The 20901-nt window shown below is 63.7% G+C and carries 18 protein-coding genes; 10 read left to right on the forward strand and 8 right to left on the reverse strand.

What is annotated here, in order from left to right:
• Nucleotides 1-215: 215 nt before the first annotated feature.
• A complete protein-coding gene (locus ACFY5D_RS10260; RefSeq protein ID WP_387528744.1) occupies nt 216-1106 on the reverse strand; it encodes an Lrp/AsnC family transcriptional regulator in 891 nt (296 codons plus the stop codon).
• Between the two features lie 282 nt (nt 1107-1388).
• Between ACFY5D_RS10260 and ACFY5D_RS10265 the strand changes: the two genes are divergently transcribed.
• The 7 genes from ACFY5D_RS10265 (at nt 1389) to ACFY5D_RS10295 (ending at nt 8891) form a co-directional block, all read left to right on the forward strand.
• Entirely contained in the window at nt 1389-2675 is a 1287-nt protein-coding gene (locus ACFY5D_RS10265) for an MFS transporter (RefSeq protein WP_387528747.1), read from the forward strand.
• Entirely contained in the window at nt 2672-4408 is a 1737-nt protein-coding gene (locus tag ACFY5D_RS10270) for an amidohydrolase (protein WP_387528749.1), read from the forward strand. The genes ACFY5D_RS10265 and ACFY5D_RS10270 overlap by 4 nt, the downstream gene beginning before the upstream one ends.
• Nucleotides 4401-6056 (forward strand): thiamine pyrophosphate-binding protein, encoded by a 1656-nt coding sequence (locus ACFY5D_RS10275; RefSeq protein WP_387528752.1) that lies wholly within the window; start codon nt 4401-4403, stop codon nt 6054-6056. Before ACFY5D_RS10270 ends, ACFY5D_RS10275 begins: the two co-directional genes overlap by 8 nt.
• A 113-nt stretch (nt 6057-6169) precedes the next feature.
• Nucleotides 6170-7144 carry a C-terminal binding protein gene (locus ACFY5D_RS10280; RefSeq protein WP_387528755.1) on the forward strand — a complete coding sequence of 325 codons (975 nt, stop codon included), beginning with the start codon at nt 6170-6172 and terminating at the stop codon, nt 7142-7144.
• 93 nt (nt 7145-7237) lie between these two features.
• Complete coding sequence (locus ACFY5D_RS10285; protein ID WP_387528758.1) at nt 7238-7699, forward strand: UPF0158 family protein; 462 nt, start codon at nt 7238-7240, stop codon at nt 7697-7699.
• Nucleotides 7700-8010: 311 nt separating this feature from the next.
• Nucleotides 8011-8433, forward strand: coding sequence for a CBS domain-containing protein (locus ACFY5D_RS10290; protein WP_387528761.1), 423 nt, complete (start codon nt 8011-8013; stop codon nt 8431-8433).
• A gap of 35 nt (nt 8434-8468) precedes the next feature.
• Nucleotides 8469-8891 carry a PRC-barrel domain-containing protein gene (locus ACFY5D_RS10295; protein ID WP_387528763.1) on the forward strand — a complete coding sequence of 141 codons (423 nt, stop codon included), beginning with the start codon at nt 8469-8471 and terminating at the stop codon, nt 8889-8891.
• A gap of 227 nt (nt 8892-9118) precedes the next feature.
• Here the strand turns inward: ACFY5D_RS10295 and ACFY5D_RS10300 are convergent, their stop codons facing one another.
• Complete coding sequence (locus tag ACFY5D_RS10300; RefSeq protein ID WP_387528765.1) at nt 9119-9322, reverse strand: cold-shock protein; 204 nt, start codon at nt 9320-9322, stop codon at nt 9119-9121.
• A 1102-nt stretch (nt 9323-10424) separates the two neighbouring features.
• Between ACFY5D_RS10300 and ACFY5D_RS10305 the strand changes: the two genes are divergently transcribed.
• Complete coding sequence (locus tag ACFY5D_RS10305; protein WP_387528768.1) at nt 10425-11033, forward strand: NADPH-dependent FMN reductase; 609 nt, start codon at nt 10425-10427, stop codon at nt 11031-11033.
• Nucleotides 11034-11101: 68 nt separating this feature from the next.
• On the opposite strand, the gene ACFY5D_RS10310 is transcribed toward ACFY5D_RS10305, so the two are convergent.
• From ACFY5D_RS10310 to ACFY5D_RS10325, 4 genes are all read right to left on the reverse strand, one after another.
• The gene (locus tag ACFY5D_RS10310) at nt 11102-12148 is read right to left on the reverse strand and encodes an LLM class flavin-dependent oxidoreductase (RefSeq protein WP_387528771.1); all 1047 of its coding nucleotides are present in this window, start codon (nt 12146-12148) and stop codon (nt 11102-11104) included.
• Nucleotides 12145-12795, reverse strand: a complete 651-nt coding sequence (locus ACFY5D_RS10315) for an alpha/beta hydrolase (protein WP_387528774.1) — start codon at nt 12793-12795, stop codon at nt 12145-12147. Before ACFY5D_RS10315 ends, ACFY5D_RS10310 begins: the two co-directional genes overlap by 4 nt.
• A 335-nt stretch (nt 12796-13130) precedes the next feature.
• Entirely contained in the window at nt 13131-13472 is a 342-nt protein-coding gene (locus ACFY5D_RS10320) for a nuclear transport factor 2 family protein (protein WP_387528777.1), read from the reverse strand.
• Between the two features lie 127 nt (nt 13473-13599).
• The gene (locus ACFY5D_RS10325) at nt 13600-14337 is read right to left on the reverse strand and encodes a VOC family protein (protein WP_387528780.1); all 738 of its coding nucleotides are present in this window, start codon (nt 14335-14337) and stop codon (nt 13600-13602) included.
• Between the two features lie 136 nt (nt 14338-14473).
• On the opposite strand from ACFY5D_RS10325, the gene ACFY5D_RS10330 reads away from it, so the two are divergent.
• Nucleotides 14474-15844 (forward strand): MFS transporter, encoded by a 1371-nt coding sequence (locus tag ACFY5D_RS10330; RefSeq protein WP_387528783.1) that lies wholly within the window; start codon nt 14474-14476, stop codon nt 15842-15844.
• On the opposite strand, the gene ACFY5D_RS10335 is transcribed toward ACFY5D_RS10330, so the two are convergent.
• Nucleotides 15841-16338 (reverse strand): winged helix-turn-helix transcriptional regulator, encoded by a 498-nt coding sequence (locus ACFY5D_RS10335; protein ID WP_387528786.1) that lies wholly within the window; start codon nt 16336-16338, stop codon nt 15841-15843. The genes ACFY5D_RS10330 and ACFY5D_RS10335 overlap by 4 nt on opposite strands.
• Nucleotides 16339-16647: 309 nt before the next feature.
• On the opposite strand from ACFY5D_RS10335, the gene ACFY5D_RS10340 reads away from it, so the two are divergent.
• The gene (locus ACFY5D_RS10340) at nt 16648-17673 is read left to right on the forward strand and encodes a restriction endonuclease (protein ID WP_387528789.1); all 1026 of its coding nucleotides are present in this window, start codon (nt 16648-16650) and stop codon (nt 17671-17673) included.
• Between the two features lie 72 nt (nt 17674-17745).
• On the opposite strand, the gene ACFY5D_RS10345 is transcribed toward ACFY5D_RS10340, so the two are convergent.
• Nucleotides 17746-20865 carry a DUF3427 domain-containing protein gene (locus ACFY5D_RS10345; RefSeq protein WP_387528792.1) on the reverse strand — a complete coding sequence of 1040 codons (3120 nt, stop codon included), beginning with the start codon at nt 20863-20865 and terminating at the stop codon, nt 17746-17748.
• Between the last annotated feature and the right edge of the window lie 36 nt (nt 20866-20901).

Consider the following 20901-nt stretch of genomic DNA (forward strand, 5'->3'; position numbering starts at 1 on the left):
CAAGAAGGCCATCCTCAGTTAAAACGTTTGCACCGCCCGCCGCGGGACTCCGGATTTGTCCCTCCAAACCTATCCCACGCGGGAAATCAGCGGGCCACGGGCGCGTGAGCCAGGATCATCGAGCGGGGTTCGCCAAACCGGACCTTCGACGGCACCCGCCGGCGAATCATTCGCCGCTCTCCGCCCCGCCCTCATGCACTTCCCTGCCCGACAGGTCAGACCCGTCGGGCGTAGTCTTCCTTGAGCACTTCGAGGTGCGACCACGACGCCGTGCGCTTGATGCCCGGCAGTGCGCGCAGATCCTCGAGCGAATCCAGCAGCGCGGCCGGCGACCGGCCCACCAGGGTCGCCACGGCGTCGAACCTGCCCACCGTCTCGGCGGCAAACTCGACGTCCTTCGAGTTCCGCAACTGCTCGAGCACCTCGCCGTGGCCGCCGTTGAGGTTCAGCCCGACCCCCATGGAGAGCTGCCGCCCGTGTGCACCGCGCGCCTCGACCGCGCTGATCTTGATGATGCGCAGATCCAGCAGCCTTTGCACCCGCACCCGCACCGCGGTGGCCGAGAGGCCAACCTCCGCGGCCATCTGCCGGTAGCTGGCCCGGCCGTCCGCCTGCAGCAGCGCGATCAGCCGGGTGTCCATGGCATCGATCGACGCGTCGCCGGTGTACTTGGAGATGAAGAAGCCCTTGAGCACCGAGGTGTAGACAAGGGTGTCGATCTTGGCCACACCAGGCAGCCCGCGCACGTTTGCCAGCGTGCGGTGCAGCTCCTCGTGGCTGGTCACCCTGACCTCGGCGATCAGGTCATGGTCGCCGCCCACCGCCGAGACCAGCACCGTGTCGGAGTCCCGGACCAGGCCCTCGGCAATGGCGCGGACAGGTCCCTCCGCGACGACCGACACATGGGCAATCACCCGCTGGCCCAGGAACGACGGATCCACCGCCGCGATCACCCGCACCGTGCCCGAATCCAGCAGCTGCTGCACGCGGGTGGCAATCGTCGCCCGGGGCGCATTCAGGTCCCGCGCAATGTCCAGGAAGCTGGCGCGCCCATCGACCTGCAGGGCGCGGATGATCGCGGTGTCAATGTTCTGTGGATCTTTCATGGAACCTTCGTACCTCAGGTTTGTTTCAACTCTGGAACAAAAACTTCGTCTGATTGGGTGAATCATTTTTCTCTTGCGATCAAACATCGGAAGATGCAGACAATAGTGAAGATTACCGCACAAATGACGCATTTATTGTGTTTGCCGTCACGCTTTTCCGTGGCTACAGTTGTGCGAATCACAGACAAGTTCTGGCTAGAGCTGGAAAAGGTGGAATCTCCCATGGAACAAAATAGGGCCGCAGTGAAAGAATTCAGTCACGCCCGTGCAAGGCGTGCCGGCATGGCAGCCTTCGTCGGCACTGCCATCGAGTGGTACGACTTCTACATCTACGCAACGGCGGCGGCGTTGGTCTTCGGCCCGTTGTTCTTCCCCGAGGCAGACCGGGCGGTCGGCATTGCCGCAGCCTTTGCAACCTACGCGGTGGGCTTCGTGGTCCGCCCGCTCGGTGGCATCATCTTCGGGCACATCGGCGACAAGTTCGGCCGCCGCCCGTCGCTGGTCATCACCCTGCTGGTCATGGGAATTTCCACCGCCCTGGTGGGTCTCCTGCCCACCTATGCCAGCATCGGCATCTGGGCACCGACACTGCTCATCGTCCTGCGCGCACTGCAGGGTCTGGCCGTCGGTGGCGAATGGGGCGGCGCGGTCCTGATGGCCGTGGAACACGCCCCGGAAAAGCACAAGTCCTTCTATGGCGGCTTCGCCCAGTTGGGCAACCCCGCAGGCGCCCTGCTTGCGACGCTGATGTTCAGCGCCCTGAGCTCCCAAGGGGACAACTTCCTGCTCAACGGCGGCTGGCGCATCCCGTTCCTTGTCTCCTTCGTGCTGATCCTGGTGGGCTTCTGGGTCCGGAACCGAGTCGAGGAATCCCCGGTCTTCGAAGCAAAGGTCGAGGGCACCGTGCAGTCCCTTCCGCTGAAGACCGCAATCGTCGGCAACTGGAAGGCGCTGCTGATCGGCGTCGGCCTGCTGCCGCTTTCCACCGGCGGCTACCAGCTGACCACCACCTTCGCCACCGCCTACGGCACCGATCCGTCGGTGGGCCTGGACGAAACCGTAATCCTGAACGCACTGGCAACTGCCGCGTTCATTGAACTCGTGGCAACCCTGGGCGTTGCCTGGCTGGGCGACAAGTGGGGCCGCAAACGCGTCATGTTCATCGGCCTACTCGGCTCCATGATCCTGGTCATCCCGCAGTTCTTGGTCATGTCGACCGGACCGGAATGGCTGATCTTCGTGGCCTTCTGCGCCATGCGCCTGTTGATGACGGCAACCTACGCCCCGATGGCCGCAATCATGTCCCAGCTCTTCCCGCCGCAGGCCCGCTACACCAGCATCTCGCTGTCCAACGGCGTTGCCGCAGCCTTCTGGGGCGGCATCTCCCCGCTGGCGGCCACCCTGCTCTACGCGGCAACCGGAAACATCTGGCCGGTCCTCTTCCTCTTCCTGGCCATGGGCGCCCTGAGCATCTTCTGCCTGTCCATCGCCCCGCAGCACCGCGATGAGGAACCTGCCTACGAAGCAGCAACGAACACCCTGAACGACCCGATCGAGGCCTCCAAATGAGAAAACTGCAGACCTTCGCCGCCCCGGCACGCACCTTCGTGCCGCAGCTGGTCACGGCGTCCAACATCCACACCATGGATGCGAAGAACCCCTCCGCCACCGCCATGCTGCTGCACGACGGCTACCTGCTGGCCGTCGGCTCCGAGGCCGAGTGCCGCGCCGCCGGCACCGCCCTGGGCCTGCCGGACCCGCGCGTGCAGGACTTCGGTGACGCGACCCTGGTCCCGGGCTTCATCGACGCCCACGCCCACCCGTTGATGTACGGGCAGCTGAAAACCTGGGTCGACTGCGGACCGGACAAGGCCAAGAGCATCCCGGAGATCGTGGCACTGCTGAAGGAACGTGCCGAGCAGACCCCCAACGGCCTGCCGGTGCGCGGCTACGGCTACGAGCAGACCAACCTGATCGAACAGCGCCACCCCACCGCCCAGGAACTCGACGAGGTCGCTTCCGACCGCGAGGTCTACCTGATGAACGCGTCGGGCCACGGCGGCGTGGTGAACAACTACACCTTCGAGCTGCACGGCGTCACGAAGGACACCCCCAACCCGGCGGGCGGCGAGTTCTTCCGCGCCGCCGACGGCGAGCTCACCGGCGAACTTTCCGATGCGGCCTGCAACATCCTCACCGGCCTGGAGGGCGTGAAGATCGGGCACCACGGCCCCAACTTCCACCTCGCCGACGCCCCCGAGGAACACCTGCGCCAGCTGCAGATCGCCCAGGAGGGCTTCCTGGCCGGCGGCGTCACCACCGTGGGCGACGCCCAGGTCTCCCGCCGCGAGTTCGACATGTACCTGCGCATGGCCGAGGCCAACCAGCTCAAGATCCGCGTCAACATGTACCTGCTCTCCCACCTGCTGGACGAGGCCGCCGACATGGGCATGCACGGCGCCTTCGGCAACGCGCAGCTGAGCTTCGCCGGCTTCAAGTTCTACGCCGACGGCACCCTCGGCGGCTGGACCGCCTACTTCCCCGACGGCTACGTGGGCGACCCGTGCCGCACCGGCCAGCTCTACCACGAGCCCGCCGCGTACACCGAGCTGATCGCCAAGGCACACCGCCTGGGCCTGCAGACCGCCACCCACGCGCAGTCCCCCACCGCGCTGGAAATGGTCATCTCCGCCATCGAGGCCGCGCAGGCCGAGCGCCCGGATGCCGACGCACGCCACCGGATCGAGCACTGCGGCCTGCCGACCTTGGAACAGATCGACCGCATGGCCACGGCCGGCATCCACCCGGTCAACCAGCCGCAGCACTACTACAACTGGGGCGAGGGCGTCACCGAGGCGATCGGCACCCCCGGCGAGCGCTTCAATCCGCTGGGCGAGTTCATCGCCGCGGGCGTGAGGGTGACCATCAGCTCCGACGCACCCGTGGCCGAGCCGCTGCCGCTGGAGGCCATCCAGGCCGCCGCGACTCGCGTGACCCGCCAGGGCCACAAGCTGGGCAGCGACGACCTGCTCATCACCCCGGCGCAGGCCCTGGCCGCCCACACCATCAACGCCGCCCACGCACTGGGCCGCGAGGACGACCTCGGCTCGCTGGTGGCCGGCAAGCGCGCCGACTTCGCCGTGCTGGCCGTCGACCCGCTGTCCGTGGAGGCCGGCGAGATCGCCGGGATCCGCGTCCTGGAAACCTGGGTGGACGGCATCTGCCACTTCACCGCCGACCGAAACACCGATCGAAACACCGACCGCACCACCAACGCACCCCAGGAGCCGGCCCATGTCTAACCAGGAAACCGCCGCCACCATCGAGCTGCCCGAGGGCGTCGTGGCCAACAACGCGGGCCTCGACGTGATGACGGTGCTGCGCAACTACGGCATCGACACCATCTTCGGCATCCCCGGAACCCACAACCTGGAGTTCTACCGCCACCTGGCCCCGCTGGGCATCCGCCCGGTCACCTCCCGCCACGAACAGGGTGCCGGCTACGGCGCCGACGGCTGGGCCCAGCAGACCGGCCTGCCCGGCGTGGTCATCACCACCTCCGGCCCCGGCCTGCTCAACGCGCTCTCCGCCGCCGGCACCGCCTACTGCGAATCCCGACCGCTGATCATCCTCTCCCCCGGCGTGCCGGTGGGCGAGGAGTTCGCCGACATCGGCTCGCTGCACGAGACCAAGGACGCCACCGGCGCCGTGGGCGCGATCGTCGAATGGTCCCGCCGCGTGAATTCTGGCGCCGAGGCGGTCCAGGCCGTCCACGACGCGTTCGAGCTGTTCCGCTACTCCCGTCCGCGCCCCATCCACATCGAGATCCCGCTGAACATCCTCGAGGGACCCTCGGACGCACCTGCCCAGCTGCTGGAAGCCGTCGCCCCGCGCACCCCGCAGGCGGCCAACCCGGAGGCCATCGCCCGGGCCGCGGCCGCGTTGCGCGCCGCCAACCACCCGGTCATCCTGGCCGGCGGCGGTTCGCTGCGCGCCGGATCCGACGTCCTGGCCCTGGCCGAGGCGCTGCAGGCACCGGTGGTGACCACGCTGAACGGCAAGGGCGCGATCCCCGAATCGCACCCGCTCTCGCTGGGCTCGGACATCCGCCTGGACGTCGCCCAGAAGTTCTGCGAGCAGGCCGACGTCCTGCTGGTGATCGGCTCCAAGGTCGGCGAGGCCGAGCTCTGGTTCAACGGGCTCAAGCCCACCGGCACCGTGGTCCGCGTGGACATCCTCGAGACCCAGCTGAACAAGAACCTGGCCGCCGGAATCGGCCTGGTCGGCGACAGCGCCGCCGTGATCCCGCAGCTGATCGCAGCCCTCGCCGACCACCCTGCACCCGCCGCGCCGGAGCTGACGGCGTTGCGCGACCGGATGCGCGACGACGCACGGGCGCTCTCCCCGGCCTTTGCCGCGCTGGCCGAGCAGGTCGCCATCGCCGTTCCGGCCAACGCCATCATCGGCGGGGACTCCTCGCAGGCCACCTACCTGGGCACGGCAAGCTTCGTCCCGCAGGACACCCCGCACTCGCTGCTCTACACCCCCGCCTACGCGACGCTCGGCTACGGCCTCCCGGCCTCCATCGGCGCCCGCATCGGCGCGCCGGAGCGCCCGGTGGTCTGCGTGATCGGCGACGGCGCCCTGATGTTCGCCATCCAGGAACTCGCCACGGCCGTGGAGCAGCGCCTCGACCTCGTGGTGGTCTGCGCGGACAACGGCGGCTACGGCGAGATCAAGCAGAACGAGCTGGACCGCGCCATCACCCCGGTGGGCGTGGACCTGGTGCAGCCCGACTGGGCGGCGCTCGCCACCGCGTTCGGCGGCAACGGCACCAAGCTGACCGACGCCGACGAGCTCGCCCCGGCCATCCGCGCCGCGCTGGCCGCCGGCGGCGTGCAGCTCATCCACGTGCCGATGGCGCTGTTCAACCAAGCACCGCTCAACTAAGAGCGCTCATCCAAACGGCAACAACCGATGGGGTTGTGGCGAGGCAGTTCCGCCTTCCCGCAGCCCCACCGGCATATGCGCCGCCATCTTCTTCCCCCGAACAGGAGTTTTCCGTGTCAGCCACACCCCGCGTACTGATCACCGACGCCGCCGACCTTGACCACACCATTGCCCTGGACCTGCTCTCCGCGGCCGGGTTCGAAGCCACGTACCTGGACTCCCGCGACCGCGAAGAGATCCTCGCCGCGGCCCGCGGCTGCTCCGGCATCATCCTGGGCTACGCCTCCCTGGATGCCGGAATGATCGCCGAACTGCCGGAGCTCAGGGTCATCGCCACCATGTCCGCGGGCTTCGACATGGTCGACGTCCGCGCCGCGGCCGACGCCGGCATCACCGTGTGCACGGTTCCCTCGGCGGCCACCCAGGACGTGGCAACCCACGCGTTCGCCGGGATGCTCGCCCTGATCCGGCAGATTCCCCGTTCCCAGGCACTCACCAAGGCCGCGGACTGGAGCGGCACCGGGCTCCCGGTGCCGCCGCGCCCCGGCAACCTGGTCTTGGGACTGGTCGGCTTCGGGCGGATCGCCCAGTACCTGGCCGAGCTTGCAGCCCCGGCGTTCAAGGAGATCATTGCGTACGACCCGTTCACCCCGGCGGAGTTCTGGCCCGCAAGCGTGCGCCAGGCCGGGCTGGACGAGGTGCTTGCGTCCGCCAATGTGTTGAGCCTGCACACCCCGTTGACCCCGGACACCGAAAACCTGATCAACACCAAGGCGCTGGAGGCCATGCCGGCCGGCTCCTACCTGGTGAACGTGTCCCGCGGCGGGCTTGTCGACGAAGCCGCGCTGCTTGCGGCACTGGATTCCGGGAAGCTGGCCGGCGCCATGCTGGACGTGCTGGCCCGGGAACCTGCACCGGCAGACCACCCGTTGGTGACCCACCCCTCGGCCATCGTCACCCCGCACACCGCCTACCGCAGCGACGCGTCGCTGCGCGAGTACATCGCTCTGCCGGCCCGCAACGTCGTTGCCGTCCTGCGGGGCGCGGAACCGGAAACGCCGCTTCGGGTTCCCGCCGCCGCACACTAGGACGAGGACCCGCGTCACTACCGGCCTTGCGCGATCGATACCCACACGCAAGGCTGGTAGTGACACTGCACCGACCCGCGGCGAGGAATCACCATGCTGAAACTTGAAGACCTCGATCTGGAGCGGATCGGCTGGGCCATGCAGGACGACCACTCCATGGGTGCCGAGTTCTACCTGAACCTGGACACCGGCGAGGTCGTGATTCCCGGCTTCGAGGAAGACCTGTCCGCGGAGGACATCGAGGCGGGCAACTACGCCTACATCGACCGCATTGAAGCCTACGAGTCGTACCGGCACATGGAGGACTTCGCGGTCTCGCTGCCCGACGGCCGGGCCCGCACCGAACTCGAGCAGACGCTGATCCGCAGCCACCCCTTCCGGCACTTCAAGGACGCACTCGGCCATTTTCCCGAGGAACGCGAGGCCTGGTTCGAGTTCAAGGACGCGGCCATGCGCGTGGTCATCATCCGGTGGTTGGTCGGGATCAAGGCCATCGAAGACCCCGACGCCAGTCTCGGCGGCGGGGACGAGGCAGGGCAGGGCCCAACCGGGTGATGCGAAGCGGCCTCGTCTGCAGGTGACGGCCTCCGGCGACGAAGCGTTTGGATCGGTGTCCGCCTGGACAAACAATGTCAGCAATCCCTTGCCCGCGGGCCATCCCGACGCATGCAACGGTGCAGAAAACTTTCGGGAATAACATGCAGCGAACGGCTGCGAGTCCTCGACATCTCCTCGACATGTGCCTAGCGTAGGGAGTAGCACGGTTCATGTCCCGCCCCTGCAGTTCAACTGTCCGGTTGCGGTTCCTGCTTCAGGGTGCGGACCGGCCGGCACGGATGAAAACCCTAGCCAGGAGGTAGATCAGTGTGACCACTGCACGTGAAATCATGACCGGCAATGTCCAGTGCATCGGAGAGAAGGAAACACTGGCCGCCGCCGCCCGCAAGCTGCGCGATTTCGACATCGGATCCATGCCCATCTGCGGGGAAGACAACCGCCTCAAGGGGATGCTGACCGATCGGGACATCGTGGTCGCCTGCATCGCGGAGGGCGGCGACCCCACGACGATGACGGCGGGCGACCTGGCCCGGGGCAAGCCCGTCACCGTCGGCGCCGACGACGACGTCAGCGAAGCGCTGGCGACCATGAAGGAGCACAAGATCCGCAGGCTCCCGGTGCTCGACGGCCACGACCTCGTCGGCATGCTCACCCAGGCCGACGCGGCACGAAGCCTTCCCGAGAGCAGCATCGGCGACCTGGTCGAGCACATCTCGGAGCCGGGCGCCTAATCATTCACATCCGCCCAGGCAGAAGGAGAACAGCCATGGCAACGCCTGACACCGGCATGCTGATCCGGCTCAGCGATAGCGACGAAACGGTTTCCGGCGCAGACGAGGATATCCGCGATCGGAAGGTCAAGGACAAGGCCGGCGCCGATATCGGAAGGGTCAGCGACTTGCTTGTCGATGCCACCGAGCACAAGGTCCGGTTCCTCGAAGTCGCGTCCGGAGGATTCCTCGGCATCGGCCGGGACAAGACCTACATCCCGGTCGACGCCATCACCTCCATCACCAGTGGAGAAGTGTTCATCGACCAGACCCACAAGCACATCGCCGGCGCACCGCTTTACGACCCCGACTTGGTCCGGAACCGCGACACGTACGGCAGCATCCTGGAGTACTACGGGTATGTGCCTTACTGGGCGCCCGGCTACCGGTACCCGGATTTCCCGGACTACCGGCGCTAAGGCGATAACCGTCCAGTGCACGCGTAGCGTCGTTGCTGCACGACCGCCGGAACGCAGCGAAGGCTTCGGTGGTTTCTCACCACCGAAGCCTTTCGCTGTCTCGGCCCCAATTTGGGTAGCCCGATCAAGAAGCATGGCCCGACTGGTTCACTTCGGAGTCATGGACCGGGCTGCCATACCTCATTGATCGGAATGCAGCGCGTCTCCAAGGGTGCCGGCCCGTGTGGTTACAGCGGGCGGATATTCTCTGCCTGTGGCCCCTTGGGACCCGAGACCGTATCGAATTCAACCTTCTGGTTCTCTTCCAATGCGCGGTACCCGCTGGTCGCGATTGCCGAGTAATGGGCGAAAACGTCCGGCGATCCATCGTCAGGGGCGATGAAGCCGAAGCCCTTCTCGGAATTGAACCATTTGACCGTTCCTGTTGCCATTGTTGCGTCCTTCTGTGGCCTTGTAGCTCCACCGGCCAGAAGCCGATTGCGAGGGGTTGTTCCCTGCCGCAATGCTATGTTCGGGTACCGCTCAAGACAAGGATGAGGGACTAAATCACTCGCAAGCGCCCACTCAATATGCCGGCATTCCAAGGCGTTCCACCCGGGCATCGCGGGAAGTCCGGTACTAGAGTTTGGCGGATATTCGGTGAGAAATACTCGCCGTTTGAGAAGCCGAGAATATCTTGATGCCCGATGCGCATGAATGTTTGGCGCAGACGCCTTCAGACAAGCCAATTCCAACAATCACCTGCGCTGCCTCAGAAATAATGGCAAGTTCAGGCAGAGAAGACGGTCTAGATTGCTGAGGCAATCCAGATAACCAAGGCAATGGCCAAAAGAATGCCCACGATCGTCCATACAAGGTTGCTTCCACGCATGTCGCTTACCTCCGTTCTCTTCGCTGGTACTTCCCATCATCGGCTTGTGGGACCCCTGATTCAATACTGCCAATCCAGGGTTCTGCCCAGTACTGTGCGGCTATTTGAGCCTAAATCCGAAGTGCCGCTTTGGTGCCCCTGTGGAAAGGCCCGCCAGAAGTCGACGGCGTTGAAAAACGGAAATCATCTGCACTTCGATTGAGTGTCCGCAAGTGGAGCATTGAGCTTGCGGGTGTGCCCGCTCGGTACATGGAGTCGCCGATTCAACTTGAACTCGTCACTGTCTCGTAAAGGTTTCGGTTGTGGTCCGTTGCAAGTTGACTGACCGTTCCTCGAGGCGCAACAAGGTTGCGCAATGCGCAAGATTGCTGGCCGCCAAGAACCAGAACCTGAATAGCGGTCGGTTGAAGTCCGTCGTCGAATTGCAGACCTTTCCGAGGCTGCTCTTCATAGCTGTCAATACAACCCAACACGGGCGCGCCGGCTGCAAGGTCCACGAACGCGCGGCCGGCCCTGCGCTCGCAACCTAATTGGTTCATTACCGTCGCCGCCGCCCCTCACGTGGCGGCGGGCGGCTGCCCCGTTGCGGCATCCCGGGACGTTCACTAAATTTCCAGCCAAAAGCTCTGGACGGCGGTGTTCCGGAGTGCTGAACTGGGCCCATGTCTACCTACAACATCGGTTACTTTGTCGGGTCGCTGGCCACCCACTCCATCAACCGCATCCTGTCCAAGGCGCTGATCAAGCTGGCTCCCGAGTGCCTGTCCTTCACCGAGATCCCCATCAAGGACCTCCCGCTGTACAGCTACGACTACGACGCCGACTACCCGCCCGAGGGCCTGGCCCTCAAGCAGGCGATTGCGGAGTCCGACGGCCTGCTGTTCATCTCCCCCGAATACAACCGCTCGATTCCTGGCGCGCTGAAGAACGCCATCGACTGGGGTTCCCGGCCGTGGGGAACGAACTCCTTCGCCCGCAAACCCACCGGTCTCATCGGAGCCTCCGTCGGCGCCATCGGCACCGCCGTCATGCAGTCCTCCATGCGCGGCGTGCTCAGCTTCCTGGACGCCCCGCAGCTGAACTCCCCCGAGGCCTACATCAACTTCAAGCCGTCAGCCTTCCAGGAAGACGGCACCGTCAACGACGAGTCGACCGCCGATTTCCTGACCCACTACATGCGCGAGTATGGAGCGTTCGTCCAGCGCGTGCTCGATTCCAGCGCCGAGGGACACATCGGCGACCCGGACCCGGTCGTGAAGGTCGAAAAGTAGCATCCAACCACAAGTGCCGGGATCGGGCTTCGGCCCGATCCCGGCACTCTGTCGTAGTCGGTTTCCGGTCAGCCGGTCTTATACTGCTTCAACGCCGCCCGGACGGCCGGCAGCACCTCGGTGGCGAGCAGCTCGATGGAGCGCAGGGTCTGTGCCTGCGACAAGCCTCCCAGACCGACCTGGGCGAGGAAGCGGGTGTGACCCAGGATTTCGTGTTCCCAGAGGATCTTCTCCACGATCTCCGCCGGGCTGCCGGCAAACAATGCGCCGCCCGGAGATGCCCAGGCCTCGAAGCCTGCCCGGTCCAGGCGGCCCGTGCGCGGCATGTTCTGGCCGATGTAGGAGCTGTAGTGCGGGAAGAACGTGTCGCGTGCTCCCTGGGAGGTCTCTTCGACGTAGAAGTGCGAGGTCACACCGATCCGCCCGGGTTCCCGGCCGGCGCCGGCCACGGATCGGCGATACAGTTCGGCCAGCGGCGCGAAGCGCGGCGGGTCCCCGAGGATCGCCAGGTACAGCGGCAGTCCCAGTTTTCCCGCACGCACCGCGGAGGCAGGCGTCCCGCCGACCGCAGCCCAGATCGGGAGCGCATCCTGAACCGGGCGTGGCCAGATCCCGGCCTCGTGGAGCGGCACACGGGTCGTGCCGGCCCAGGAAACGGGGTTTTCGTCGCGGATCTTCAACAGCAGCTCGAGCTTGTCCTCGAAGTACTCGTCGTAGCGTTGGAGGTCCTGTCCGAAGAGCGGGAAGGACTCCAGGTAGGCGCCGCGTCCGGCGGTGATTTCCGCCCGTCCCTGGCTGATCAGGTCCAGCGTCGCGAAGTCCTCGAAGACGCGGACCGGATCTGCGCTGGAGAGCACCGTGACGGTGCTGGTCAGGCGGATGTTCCTGGTCTGTGCTGCAGCGGCCGCAAGAACGACCGGTGGGGACGACACCGCGAAGTCCTCGCTGTGGTGCTCGCCCACGCCGAAGACATCCAGCCCGGCCTCGTCCGCCACGCGGGCCCATTCAAGGATGTCGCGCATGCGCGTTGCGGCGTCCATCGGCTTGCCGTCGGCATCGCGGGTGAGCTCGCCGAAGGTGAAGATGCCAATCTCGAACGGGTTGGCGGCACTCATGCGCCCGCCACCACCTCGGCACCGATCTCGGCGGTGATGAAGTCGCGCACGTCGTCGAGCTCGGCGGCGTTGATGCCGTGCGCCAGCCCCGGGTAGACCTTCTCGATGAGCGAGGAATGGACCGAGAGGAACTCGGTGGTGCGGGTGATCGCCACCGGGGCAATCACCCGGTCCTCGGCACCGCGGCCCCAGAACACCGGCGGAAGGTTTTCGCGCAGCGTCTCGTCTCCCGGCTGGGTTGCGCCCAGGACGAATCCGCCGAGGACGACCGGGGCTACGACGCGTTCGGGCCGCGTGCGCAGCAGCTGGCTCGCCATCAGGCCGCCCTGGGAAAAGCCCACGGGCACGATCCGGGTGGCAGGGTCGACGTTTTCCTCGATCCATGCCCAGATGGCCTCGGTTGCCTCCTCGACCGGCGCAGCGGCCGGGTTGCCGGGCGTGGTGATTTCGAACCAGGCGGCCCCGCCATTGCCCAGTTCAAGCGGTGCCCGAAGGGATGCCCATGGAAGGTCGAGGCCAAGCGCGGGAGCCAGACCGCTGAGGTCCTGCTCGTTCGAACCAAAGCCGTGCAGGAAGAGCACGACCGCGTCGGGAACGTCGCTGGTGGTCCATCCGGTCGAGCGCACGTCGCGCAGAGTGGTGTTCATTCGGGGATCGACTCCTTGGGTTGCGGGATCCGGAAGCCGTGGTGTTGTCCTGCGGATCGGCGGGAAGTATTGAACGAGCCGACGCCACCGATCACAGACACGGTTACCGGCAGTTCTTTCGTTCCAGAATACACCGATTACTTGTATCTTCAACCATTGAATTGGATTGCTTGCCTCGCTTTACTTCGCTCCCCGAATGCGAAGGCTCCGCAGGTGCTGGTCCTGGTATTTGCGCTCAGCCTCGAACACAGCAGCTCCAATCCTCGCATTACTGATGAACGCCACCGGTCGGGCACGCGGCCAGAGGCGCCGCCGCATTGACACACGTGCGACGCCTACTTGTACTCGTTCTCCTTGAGCTCGATCAGGAAGGCACGCCGCTCGGCAATCAGGGCGTCCCGCATCACGAACACCTCGCCCATCACCATCCGCATGACGTCGCCGTTGTCTCTGTGTACCTCGCCCGAAAGCTCGGCCATCACGACGTCGTCCTCCTCGACCATCCGGACGATCTTCAAGACCGGCGGACCCGCGAACTCCTCGCCATCTATCGCCTTGTCATAGGCTTCCTTGCCGACCAGGTGAAAGTGCCCGAAAACCGTCCATTCGATGCCGTCGGTCAGGCATGACAGGATCTGTTCGTGGTCGTTCTTGTTGAATCCGTCAATGTACTTCATGACGGTTTCCTTGTTTGCAGACATGGGCAGGCTCCGGGAGGGTCGGTCTTCTGAGGGCGCTTCCGACGTTATTTGCCTTGGCGTCTCAAGTGAAGACCTGCGCCGGGGCAGGCCCTCCGCAGCGTTCTCATCGCGGTGCGAGGACGCAGAACTCGTTGCCTTCCGGGTCGGCGAGGCACACCCAAGGCACGTCTCCCTGCCCGACATCCGCGTCGGCGGCACCCAAGGTCCGCAACCGGTCTACCTCCGTTGCCTGGTCATCACCTGCGTACGGCAACACATCGAGATGGACACGGCCACAAAAGCTGTCGGGATCCTCGGTGCGCAGGAACTCCAGGTACGGCCCGACGCCCGCTGCCGAACGAAGCCGCGCATGATTCTCATCAACCTCGTGCACTATCCAGTCCGTTGCCTGCCCCCAGAACTCGGCCATGGCCCGCGGATCCGCGCAGTTGACCACCACCGTGGCGATCGGCCCGGTGTCACGATAGATCTCCCGGGGCTCCAGCACACAGAACAGGTTGCCCTCCGGGTCGGCCAGAACCGTCCACGGCACGTCGCCCTGGCCGATGTCGGCGGGTGTCGCACCGAGCGACTTCAATCGCTCAACCAGCTCGACTTGGTGTGCGGCGGAGGTGGTTGCGAGGTCGAGGTGCGCCCGGTAGGTCACCGTCTCGGGGTCAGGGACCTTGACTACGTCTATGCAGACCGCGACGGGGTCCGGCCAGGTGAAGTCCGGGGGTTCGACATTGGTCACGCCGGGACCCTCGCTGGAAACGCCCCAGCCGAGCGCGTCCGCCCAAAAACGGCCGAGCGCAGAGTCATCCCGTGCCTTGAAATTCACCTGTACAAGTCGCAGTGCCATACCGCCAGATCCTATACCTGGGCGGTACACGTTTTGGAGGCGAACCGCGGCGGTTCGCCCTTCGTAACACTTTACTTTCCTAAGGAAAGCGTGGCAGGGTGGTGCAACGACCCGCCCTTGCGAGAAAGCCTGAACCATGTCATTGCCATCGTCACCCTCCGACTCCGCGATTGCCGTAGCGAGCCGACCACGGCCGCGGCTGCACCGCGCATGGCTGGTGGTTGCGGTGACGGTCCTGGCGCTCGTGGCGGCAGCGGCCTTCCGCTCCACCACCGGGGCGTTCTTTGAACCGCTGGAATCCGAGTTCGGCTGGACGCGGGCCCAGCTCTCGATGGCCGTGACCATCAACCTGGTGGTATACGGGTTGGCGGCGCCGTTCGCGGCCACGCTCCTTGAACGGTTCTCCATGCGGGCGGTTGCAGCCATTGCGTTGACGCTGGTTTCCGCGGGCGCCGGGCTGGCAGTGTTCATTACCCAGGTCTGGCATCTGTGGATTTTGTGGGGCGGGCTGGTTGGCATCGGCACCGGGGCAATGGCCCTGGTATTTGGCGCGGTGGTCGCCAACCGCTGGTTCGTGCGCAGGCGCGGGCTTGTCATGGGAATCTTCTCTGCCGCCAATGCCTGCGGCCAGCTGATCTTCCTGCCAACCATCGTCAACCTGACCCACCACCACGGCTGGCGCACTGCCTCTTTGCTGGTGGCAGGCTTTGCACTGGCCATCGTGCCGTTGTTGTTCTGGCCCTTTGCCAATTCCCCCGCCGCGGCGAAAACCACCGCCTATGGCGCCGATGAAACCGATGCGTCCGAGAGCGCCCCTGCCGCATCGCAGCGGCCCGCTGGCGGTGCCGTCACCGAAACGTTCAAGGCACTCGGACGCGCCATGAAGTTCCGCGCCTTCTGGATCCTGGCCTTCACCTTCTGGATCTGCGGCTGGTCGACCAACGGGCTGATCCAAACCCACTTCATCCCCGCCTCCCACGACCACGGCATGCCGGCAACAACCGCCTCCGGGCTCTTGGCGCTCATCGGCGTATTCGACATCATCGGCACCATCGCCTCGGGCTGGCTCACCGACCGCGTGCGCCCGTGGCTGCTGCTGGTCATCTACTACGGCCTGCGCGGAATCTCCCTGCTGACCGTCCACTCGCTCATGGGCCCCACGGTCGAACCCGTGTTGTGGATCTTCATCCTCTTCTACGGCCTGGATTGGGTGGCAACCGTCCCGCCCACCGTCGTGCTGTGTCGGCAGTATTTCGGGCCCGTGCGAGCGACCGTGGTCTTCGGCTGGGTCTTCGCCTTCCACATGGTGGGCGCCGGAGCCGGCGCACTGACCGCAGGCATTGGCCGCGACGTGTCCGGCAGCTACCTGATTGCATGGATCACCGCCGCGGTGCTTTGCTTCTTGGCCGCCGGTAGCCTGTTCTTCCTGCCAGGTGCGCCCAAGGCCTTCGATGCAACCAAACAAGAAGAGACAGACACCAGCAAGTCAGTGCCAGAACCGGCCTAACCTTCGGCGCGAATACCGAGGGGCTTGGGGATCCGGTCCTTCGAGATGGGCCTAATCCACGAAACGTTGTCCACGTTCAAGAGAGCAGCGCATTCGCTGCAGGTTTCCCCCCGGGATGATTCCCGTCCGCAGTCGCGGCAAACAATGACCAAGCGCTGGCCGAGACCCTCGGTCGGAGTGTGCTTTTCGGCCCACAATGCGAAGGCATGAAGGATCGGCAGCGCATCGATGCCGGCCTGTGTGGGCTCGTACTCGTACCGTCGCGCCGAGGCGTTTCCATAGGGAGTGCGCGTGGCCAAACCGCCCTCGACGAGTTGGCGCAGCCGGTTGGCCAGGACCTTGTCCGACGCCCCGACCGATTCGCGGATCTCGTCGAACCGCCTCACGCCGGAGATGAGTTCGCGAATGATCAGCAGCGTCCATGGATCGCCGACCGCGTCGATTCCGCGCGCTATCGAGCACGGCCTCTCGGACCAATCCGAACGCAATGGCATGGCCGACTCCTCAAGGTTCACGACTCAAACTATCCTGAGGAAAGCTTAGCGCCGATAACCGTCAGGAACATGGATCCCCGGGGAATGTACGTTGATGCCGCATTTCGAGTTCCACGAACTGCCTCAGCGATGGCCCAACACAAAACAGTGCCGTCGCAAGCGACTGCCACGACACCGCAACAGGCTCGTGCCGGACCATCGAAATCACTCGACCTGATTCACCACGCATAGACCTTGAATCGAAAACTGATTTGCGGTTTCCCACTCTAGGATGAAGGAAACAATTCCATTGATTGAAGGTCGTGAACTGTGCGCGTATGGGGTATTCACAATGACAAGCTGACCACTGAGCTGGTCGAGGAAGGGTTTGTCAGCATCGGATGGGACATGATGGGAGACCTCGACCGGATTCCTGACGGGCGGGAAGGGCTGAAGCGGGCACTCACCGAGAAAGTCTCAGAAGAAAATTACAAGGCAATCCCCGGATGGGCCGGTATCCTTCTACGTTTTCGTGACGAGATCCAGCAAGGCGACGTCATCGTCGCCCCATACAAGCCAACTAGCACCATCAATATCGGCGTGGTTTCCGGAAACTACGAACATGTCGCTTCGGAGCCCACACACCAGCACCGTCGCCGAGTTGATTGGAAAAAGGTCGGCTTGCCTCGAACCGTGTTCACGCAACCCGCGCTCTACGAAATCGGTTCAGCACTCACCGCGTTTCGTGTTCGCAACCATGCCCAGGAATTCCTTGCAGCTCTATCCACCCAGGCTGAGTCCGTCGAAGAAGTGACTGAAATCGTTGAACAGGTCGCGGCGAACAACCATGTCGACGAAGAATCCACTGAAGAACCCCGCGCCTCGCGCATCGAACGGCACACGCGCGACTTCGTCCTCGAAGCGCTCCAAGAAAAAATCTCCCACCGCCAATTCGAAGAGTTCACCGCTGACCTGCTCCGCGCGCTCGGATATCAAGCAAGGGTTACCCAATACTCACAAGACGGCGGAGTGGATGTGATCGCACACCGCGACCCGCTCGGCGTCGAGCCCCCATTGATCAAAGTCCAGTGCAAACACAAGACCGGCACTATCGGAGCTCCGGAAGTTCAACAGCTCAGCGGTACCCAAGGACCGGGAGAGCTAGCCCTTTTCGTCACTCTGGGTTCATATAGCCGTGATGCTCTTGCGCTTGAACGCCAGCGGCCCGGCATCCGCCTGCTGACCGGTGAAGATGTCGTCTCGCTCGTTCTGGAACACTACGCGCACCTTCCAGAACGATGGCGCACGCTAATCCCGCTGACCACACTCTTGGTCGTGGCTGATAGCGCGGTCTAACCGGTAGGCAGTCGAAAGTTTCGTAGACCATGGGGAAAATTGTGACCCTGTCGATTGTGATCCACTTTGGTGTTAGCGCGCCACCGCATTGGCCGACGTGAATACACTGACAGGCATTTCTCGCTGCAACTTCCAGGTGATGGCGATCGGCTTGGAACCTTGGTGTTTGACGTAGTCGACGGCGCCCAAGCAGGTGAACGGCACGACCATTCCGTCGATATCTTTTGCGACGTCGCGGGTGAAAAGCATGATGTGTGAATCGTGTTCCTTGCGGTTGAGATAGCGCTGGCCGGTCGGGCTGGTTGGAGCCGTGGCGTTCTGTGACTCCCAATGGAAGAGTTTCGGGCTGATCGCATAGTCCTTGTAAAGCGTGTTGGGATTGTGGACGGACTCGTCCTTGTCCAGCGTCACGAAAAGGGCATCGGCACTTGTCTGTGAGCACCAGGCAACACCCTCGCGGTGGTTGACCCCCTTGCCTTGTTCCAAGGAACCATACTCAAGCGCCGCGAGCACCTCGGATCGCCAATACGTGGCGTGGGAGTAGAGCGGAATCTGCTGGAGTCCCAGCGGCAGGCCCTTCGGCGCATGCGGGCTTCGAGCCACGCCACGAGCGAATGCAGCCAGAAGCTCGTGAACCAGGTGCCCGTTGGCACGGATACGATCCAGCCCGTCGTCGTAGGTGGCAAACCCACCGCCGTTATCCCAGAACGTGAAGAACAGCATGCGGGCAAATATCTGATTCCGTTTCCCCAGCTCCGCATAGCGTGGAGCGTCTATGGAAAGCAGTTCGGAATACGCCTCGGCGCGCTCGGCATCATCAACGTGGAGGAAGCGCGTCACCCGTTTGAGCAATTCCCGCTCTTCATCCTGCTGTGCGACGTCAAACTCGACCAGGCTTTCCTCCCATGGAGAACGCGCTGAGATCAGCCCTGCTCGACGGATCAGGTCCGTCCAGGAATCCCCCGTTTTGCGGTAGATGTCCTTGACGTCCCGGCCGGATTCTTCGAGATAGTCATCCAGCCCGAGCAACCCATGGGACCTGATTTCACGAACGAGCGCCGGCTTGTTGAGCTTGAGTTGGGATCGGATGTTATCCAGCACGATGGTGCGCGCGACCCGGTCAAGCATGAGCTGGCACCCCGAGGGCAGCCCGGGTGCACCATCGTCAATGATGCCTTCAAGCTTTTTGCGCGGAACATCCAGCAGGGCACGGTACTTGACGTCGAAGCGGAATTCCCGACGTTGTTGTCCAATGAAGTCCAGCACGGTGAGCACTGCCTTGTCATCGGCGCGACGCAGGCCACGTCCGAGTTGCTGGAGGAAGATGGTCGAGCTCTGGGTGGGACGCAGCAGGAGAATCGTGTCGATCTCCGGCACGTCGAGTCCCTCGTTGAAGAGGTCGACGGCGAAGATGCAGTTCAGTTCGCGGGCACGCAGCTTAGCAAGTGCACCCTCGCGTTCCTCGGTGCTCGAGTTTCCCGACACCGCCGCCGAGGGTATGCCCGCCTCATTGAAGACCTTGGCCATGTAGTTCGCGTGTTGGACCGAGACACAGAAACCCAGCGCGCGCATCATTGACGTACTGAGCACCTTGTCCCGCAGTTCGTTGATGATCTTCAGAGCACGCATGTCATTGCCTGTGTAGACATTGCTCAGCTGTTCCAGATCGTAGGAACCTCGCTTCCACTCAATCGCGCTGAGGTCGACGTCGTCTGCCACCCCAAAGTAGTGGAAGGGAACCAACAAGTCGGCGTCCAAGGCATCCCACAGGCGCAGTTCCGACGCAATTCGGCCATCGAAGTAGGTGTCTGCCACATTGATGCCGTCACCACGTTCGGGTGTTGCGGTGAGGCCCAGTAGTTCGATGGGTTTCAGGTGCTCAATGAGCCTGCGGTACGAGGATGCCTCCGCGTGGTGGAATTCATCGATCACCACGACGTCAAAAGCCCGTGGGTCGATCTTGTCGAGTCCGAGTGCAGCCATTGACTGGACGCTGGCAAACACGTGCTTCCACGCCACTGGCTTTTGCCCATCAACGAACATTTCGCCGAAGGAGCCCTTGCCCAGAACCTTGCGATACGTTTTCAGGGACTGCTCAAGGATTTCCTTACGGTGAGCCACGAACAAGAGCGTCAGTTGCCGCCCTGCAGCTTTGCACAGGCGCTTGTAGTCCAGCGCAGCGAGGACGGTCTTGCCGGTACCAGTTGCGGCAACCACCAGGTTCTGATGCTCATTGCGGTTCGTACGGGCCGCTTCGAGTTCTTCAAGCATCTCCTTCTGGTGCAGCAGCGGAAGCACTTCAAGTCCGGTGGATCCAAGCATTCGCTCAGCCGTTGTTCCGCCAGCACGTTTCAACGCCGCATCAAGTCGCTCGGCATCCGTGTCAGGATCGTAGGGAACGAAGGCATCGTCTTCCCAATAGCTGTCGAAGGTCAGCGCGAATTTCTGCAAGAGCCCTGGGGTTGCCACGCCCGAGAGCCGGACATTCCATTCGAGCCCGTCAAGCAGTGCCGGCCTGCTGAGGTTAGAGCTTCCAACGTATGCAGTGTCAAACCCCGAATTTCGGTGGAACATCCAGGCTTTCGCATGAAGCCTCGTCGCGTTGGTCTCGTAATTGATGCGGACTTCGGCACCGAAACGGCGAACCAATTCGTCGATGGCGTGACGTTGGGTGGCACCCATGTAAGTCGTGGTGATGACGCGTATCGGGATGCCGTGGTCTTTGAGCGCTTCGAGGGATTCAGAAAGAAGCCTCAGGCCTTCCCACTTGATGAAGGCGCACAACAGGTCAACACGATCCGCTGAGGAAAGTTCGGCTCTCAACTCGGCGGCCAGCTGCGGGTCTTCTCGGCTGTTCGTGAGCAAGGCTGCTGCACTCAATGATGTTTGCGGACGCTTGAACGATCGCGCGCGAATTCCGTCATCGCGTTGCAGCTGCATGAGCTTCTGGGGACCCGGGAGTACATCTTCGGTGTGCCCAACAAGATCAAGTAGCTGGTTGGTAAGTGTGATCATCTGTTCCGGATCGAGCGCACCAAATCGCATCTCAATCGCGTGTCCGAGGAATCGAGCGAGCTCGCCCGGGGCATCCTCGACCGCGATCGATTCTACAGACCGTTCATAGCCGGACAACGACTGTAGCCGCCCAGCCAGATGATCGGTAATCAGACTCTCAAAGATTCCTTCATCCAAGTCGAACATGCTATTTACTCCGGGAGTATCCATCCT

It is taken from the genome of Paeniglutamicibacter sp. NPDC012692 (genome assembly GCF_042901625.1).
GTDB lineage: Bacteria > Actinomycetota > Actinomycetes > Actinomycetales > Micrococcaceae > Paeniglutamicibacter.

Bases quoted from the DNA above. Each gene is read 5' to 3' on its own strand.
- ACFY5D_RS10260 (WP_387528744.1), bottom strand. From the start codon at position 1,106: ATGAAAGATCCACAGAACATTGACACCGCGATCATCCGCGCCCTGCAG.
- ACFY5D_RS10265 (WP_387528747.1), top strand. From the start codon at position 1,389: ATGGCAGCCTTCGTCGGCACTGCCATCGAGTGGTACGACTTCTACATC.
- ACFY5D_RS10270 (WP_387528749.1), top strand. From the start codon at position 2,672: ATGAGAAAACTGCAGACCTTCGCCGCCCCGGCACGCACCTTCGTGCCG.
- ACFY5D_RS10275 (WP_387528752.1), top strand. From the start codon at position 4,401: ATGTCTAACCAGGAAACCGCCGCCACCATCGAGCTGCCCGAGGGCGTC.
- ACFY5D_RS10285 (WP_387528758.1), top strand. From the start codon at position 7,238: ATGCTGAAACTTGAAGACCTCGATCTGGAGCGGATCGGCTGGGCCATG.
- ACFY5D_RS10295 (WP_387528763.1), top strand. From the start codon at position 8,469: ATGGCAACGCCTGACACCGGCATGCTGATCCGGCTCAGCGATAGCGAC.
- ACFY5D_RS10300 (WP_387528765.1), bottom strand. From the start codon at position 9,322: ATGGCAACAGGAACGGTCAAATGGTTCAATTCCGAGAAGGGCTTCGGC.
- ACFY5D_RS10305 (WP_387528768.1), top strand. From the start codon at position 10,425: ATGTCTACCTACAACATCGGTTACTTTGTCGGGTCGCTGGCCACCCAC.
- ACFY5D_RS10310 (WP_387528771.1), bottom strand. From the start codon at position 12,148: ATGAGTGCCGCCAACCCGTTCGAGATTGGCATCTTCACCTTCGGCGAG.
- ACFY5D_RS10315 (WP_387528774.1), bottom strand. From the start codon at position 12,795: ATGAACACCACTCTGCGCGACGTGCGCTCGACCGGATGGACCACCAGC.
- ACFY5D_RS10320 (WP_387528777.1), bottom strand. From the start codon at position 13,472: ATGAAGTACATTGACGGATTCAACAAGAACGACCACGAACAGATCCTG.
- ACFY5D_RS10325 (WP_387528780.1), bottom strand. From the start codon at position 14,337: ATGGCACTGCGACTTGTACAGGTGAATTTCAAGGCACGGGATGACTCT.
- ACFY5D_RS10330 (WP_387528783.1), top strand. From the start codon at position 14,474: ATGTCATTGCCATCGTCACCCTCCGACTCCGCGATTGCCGTAGCGAGC.
- ACFY5D_RS10335 (WP_387528786.1), bottom strand. From the start codon at position 16,338: ATGCCATTGCGTTCGGATTGGTCCGAGAGGCCGTGCTCGATAGCGCGC.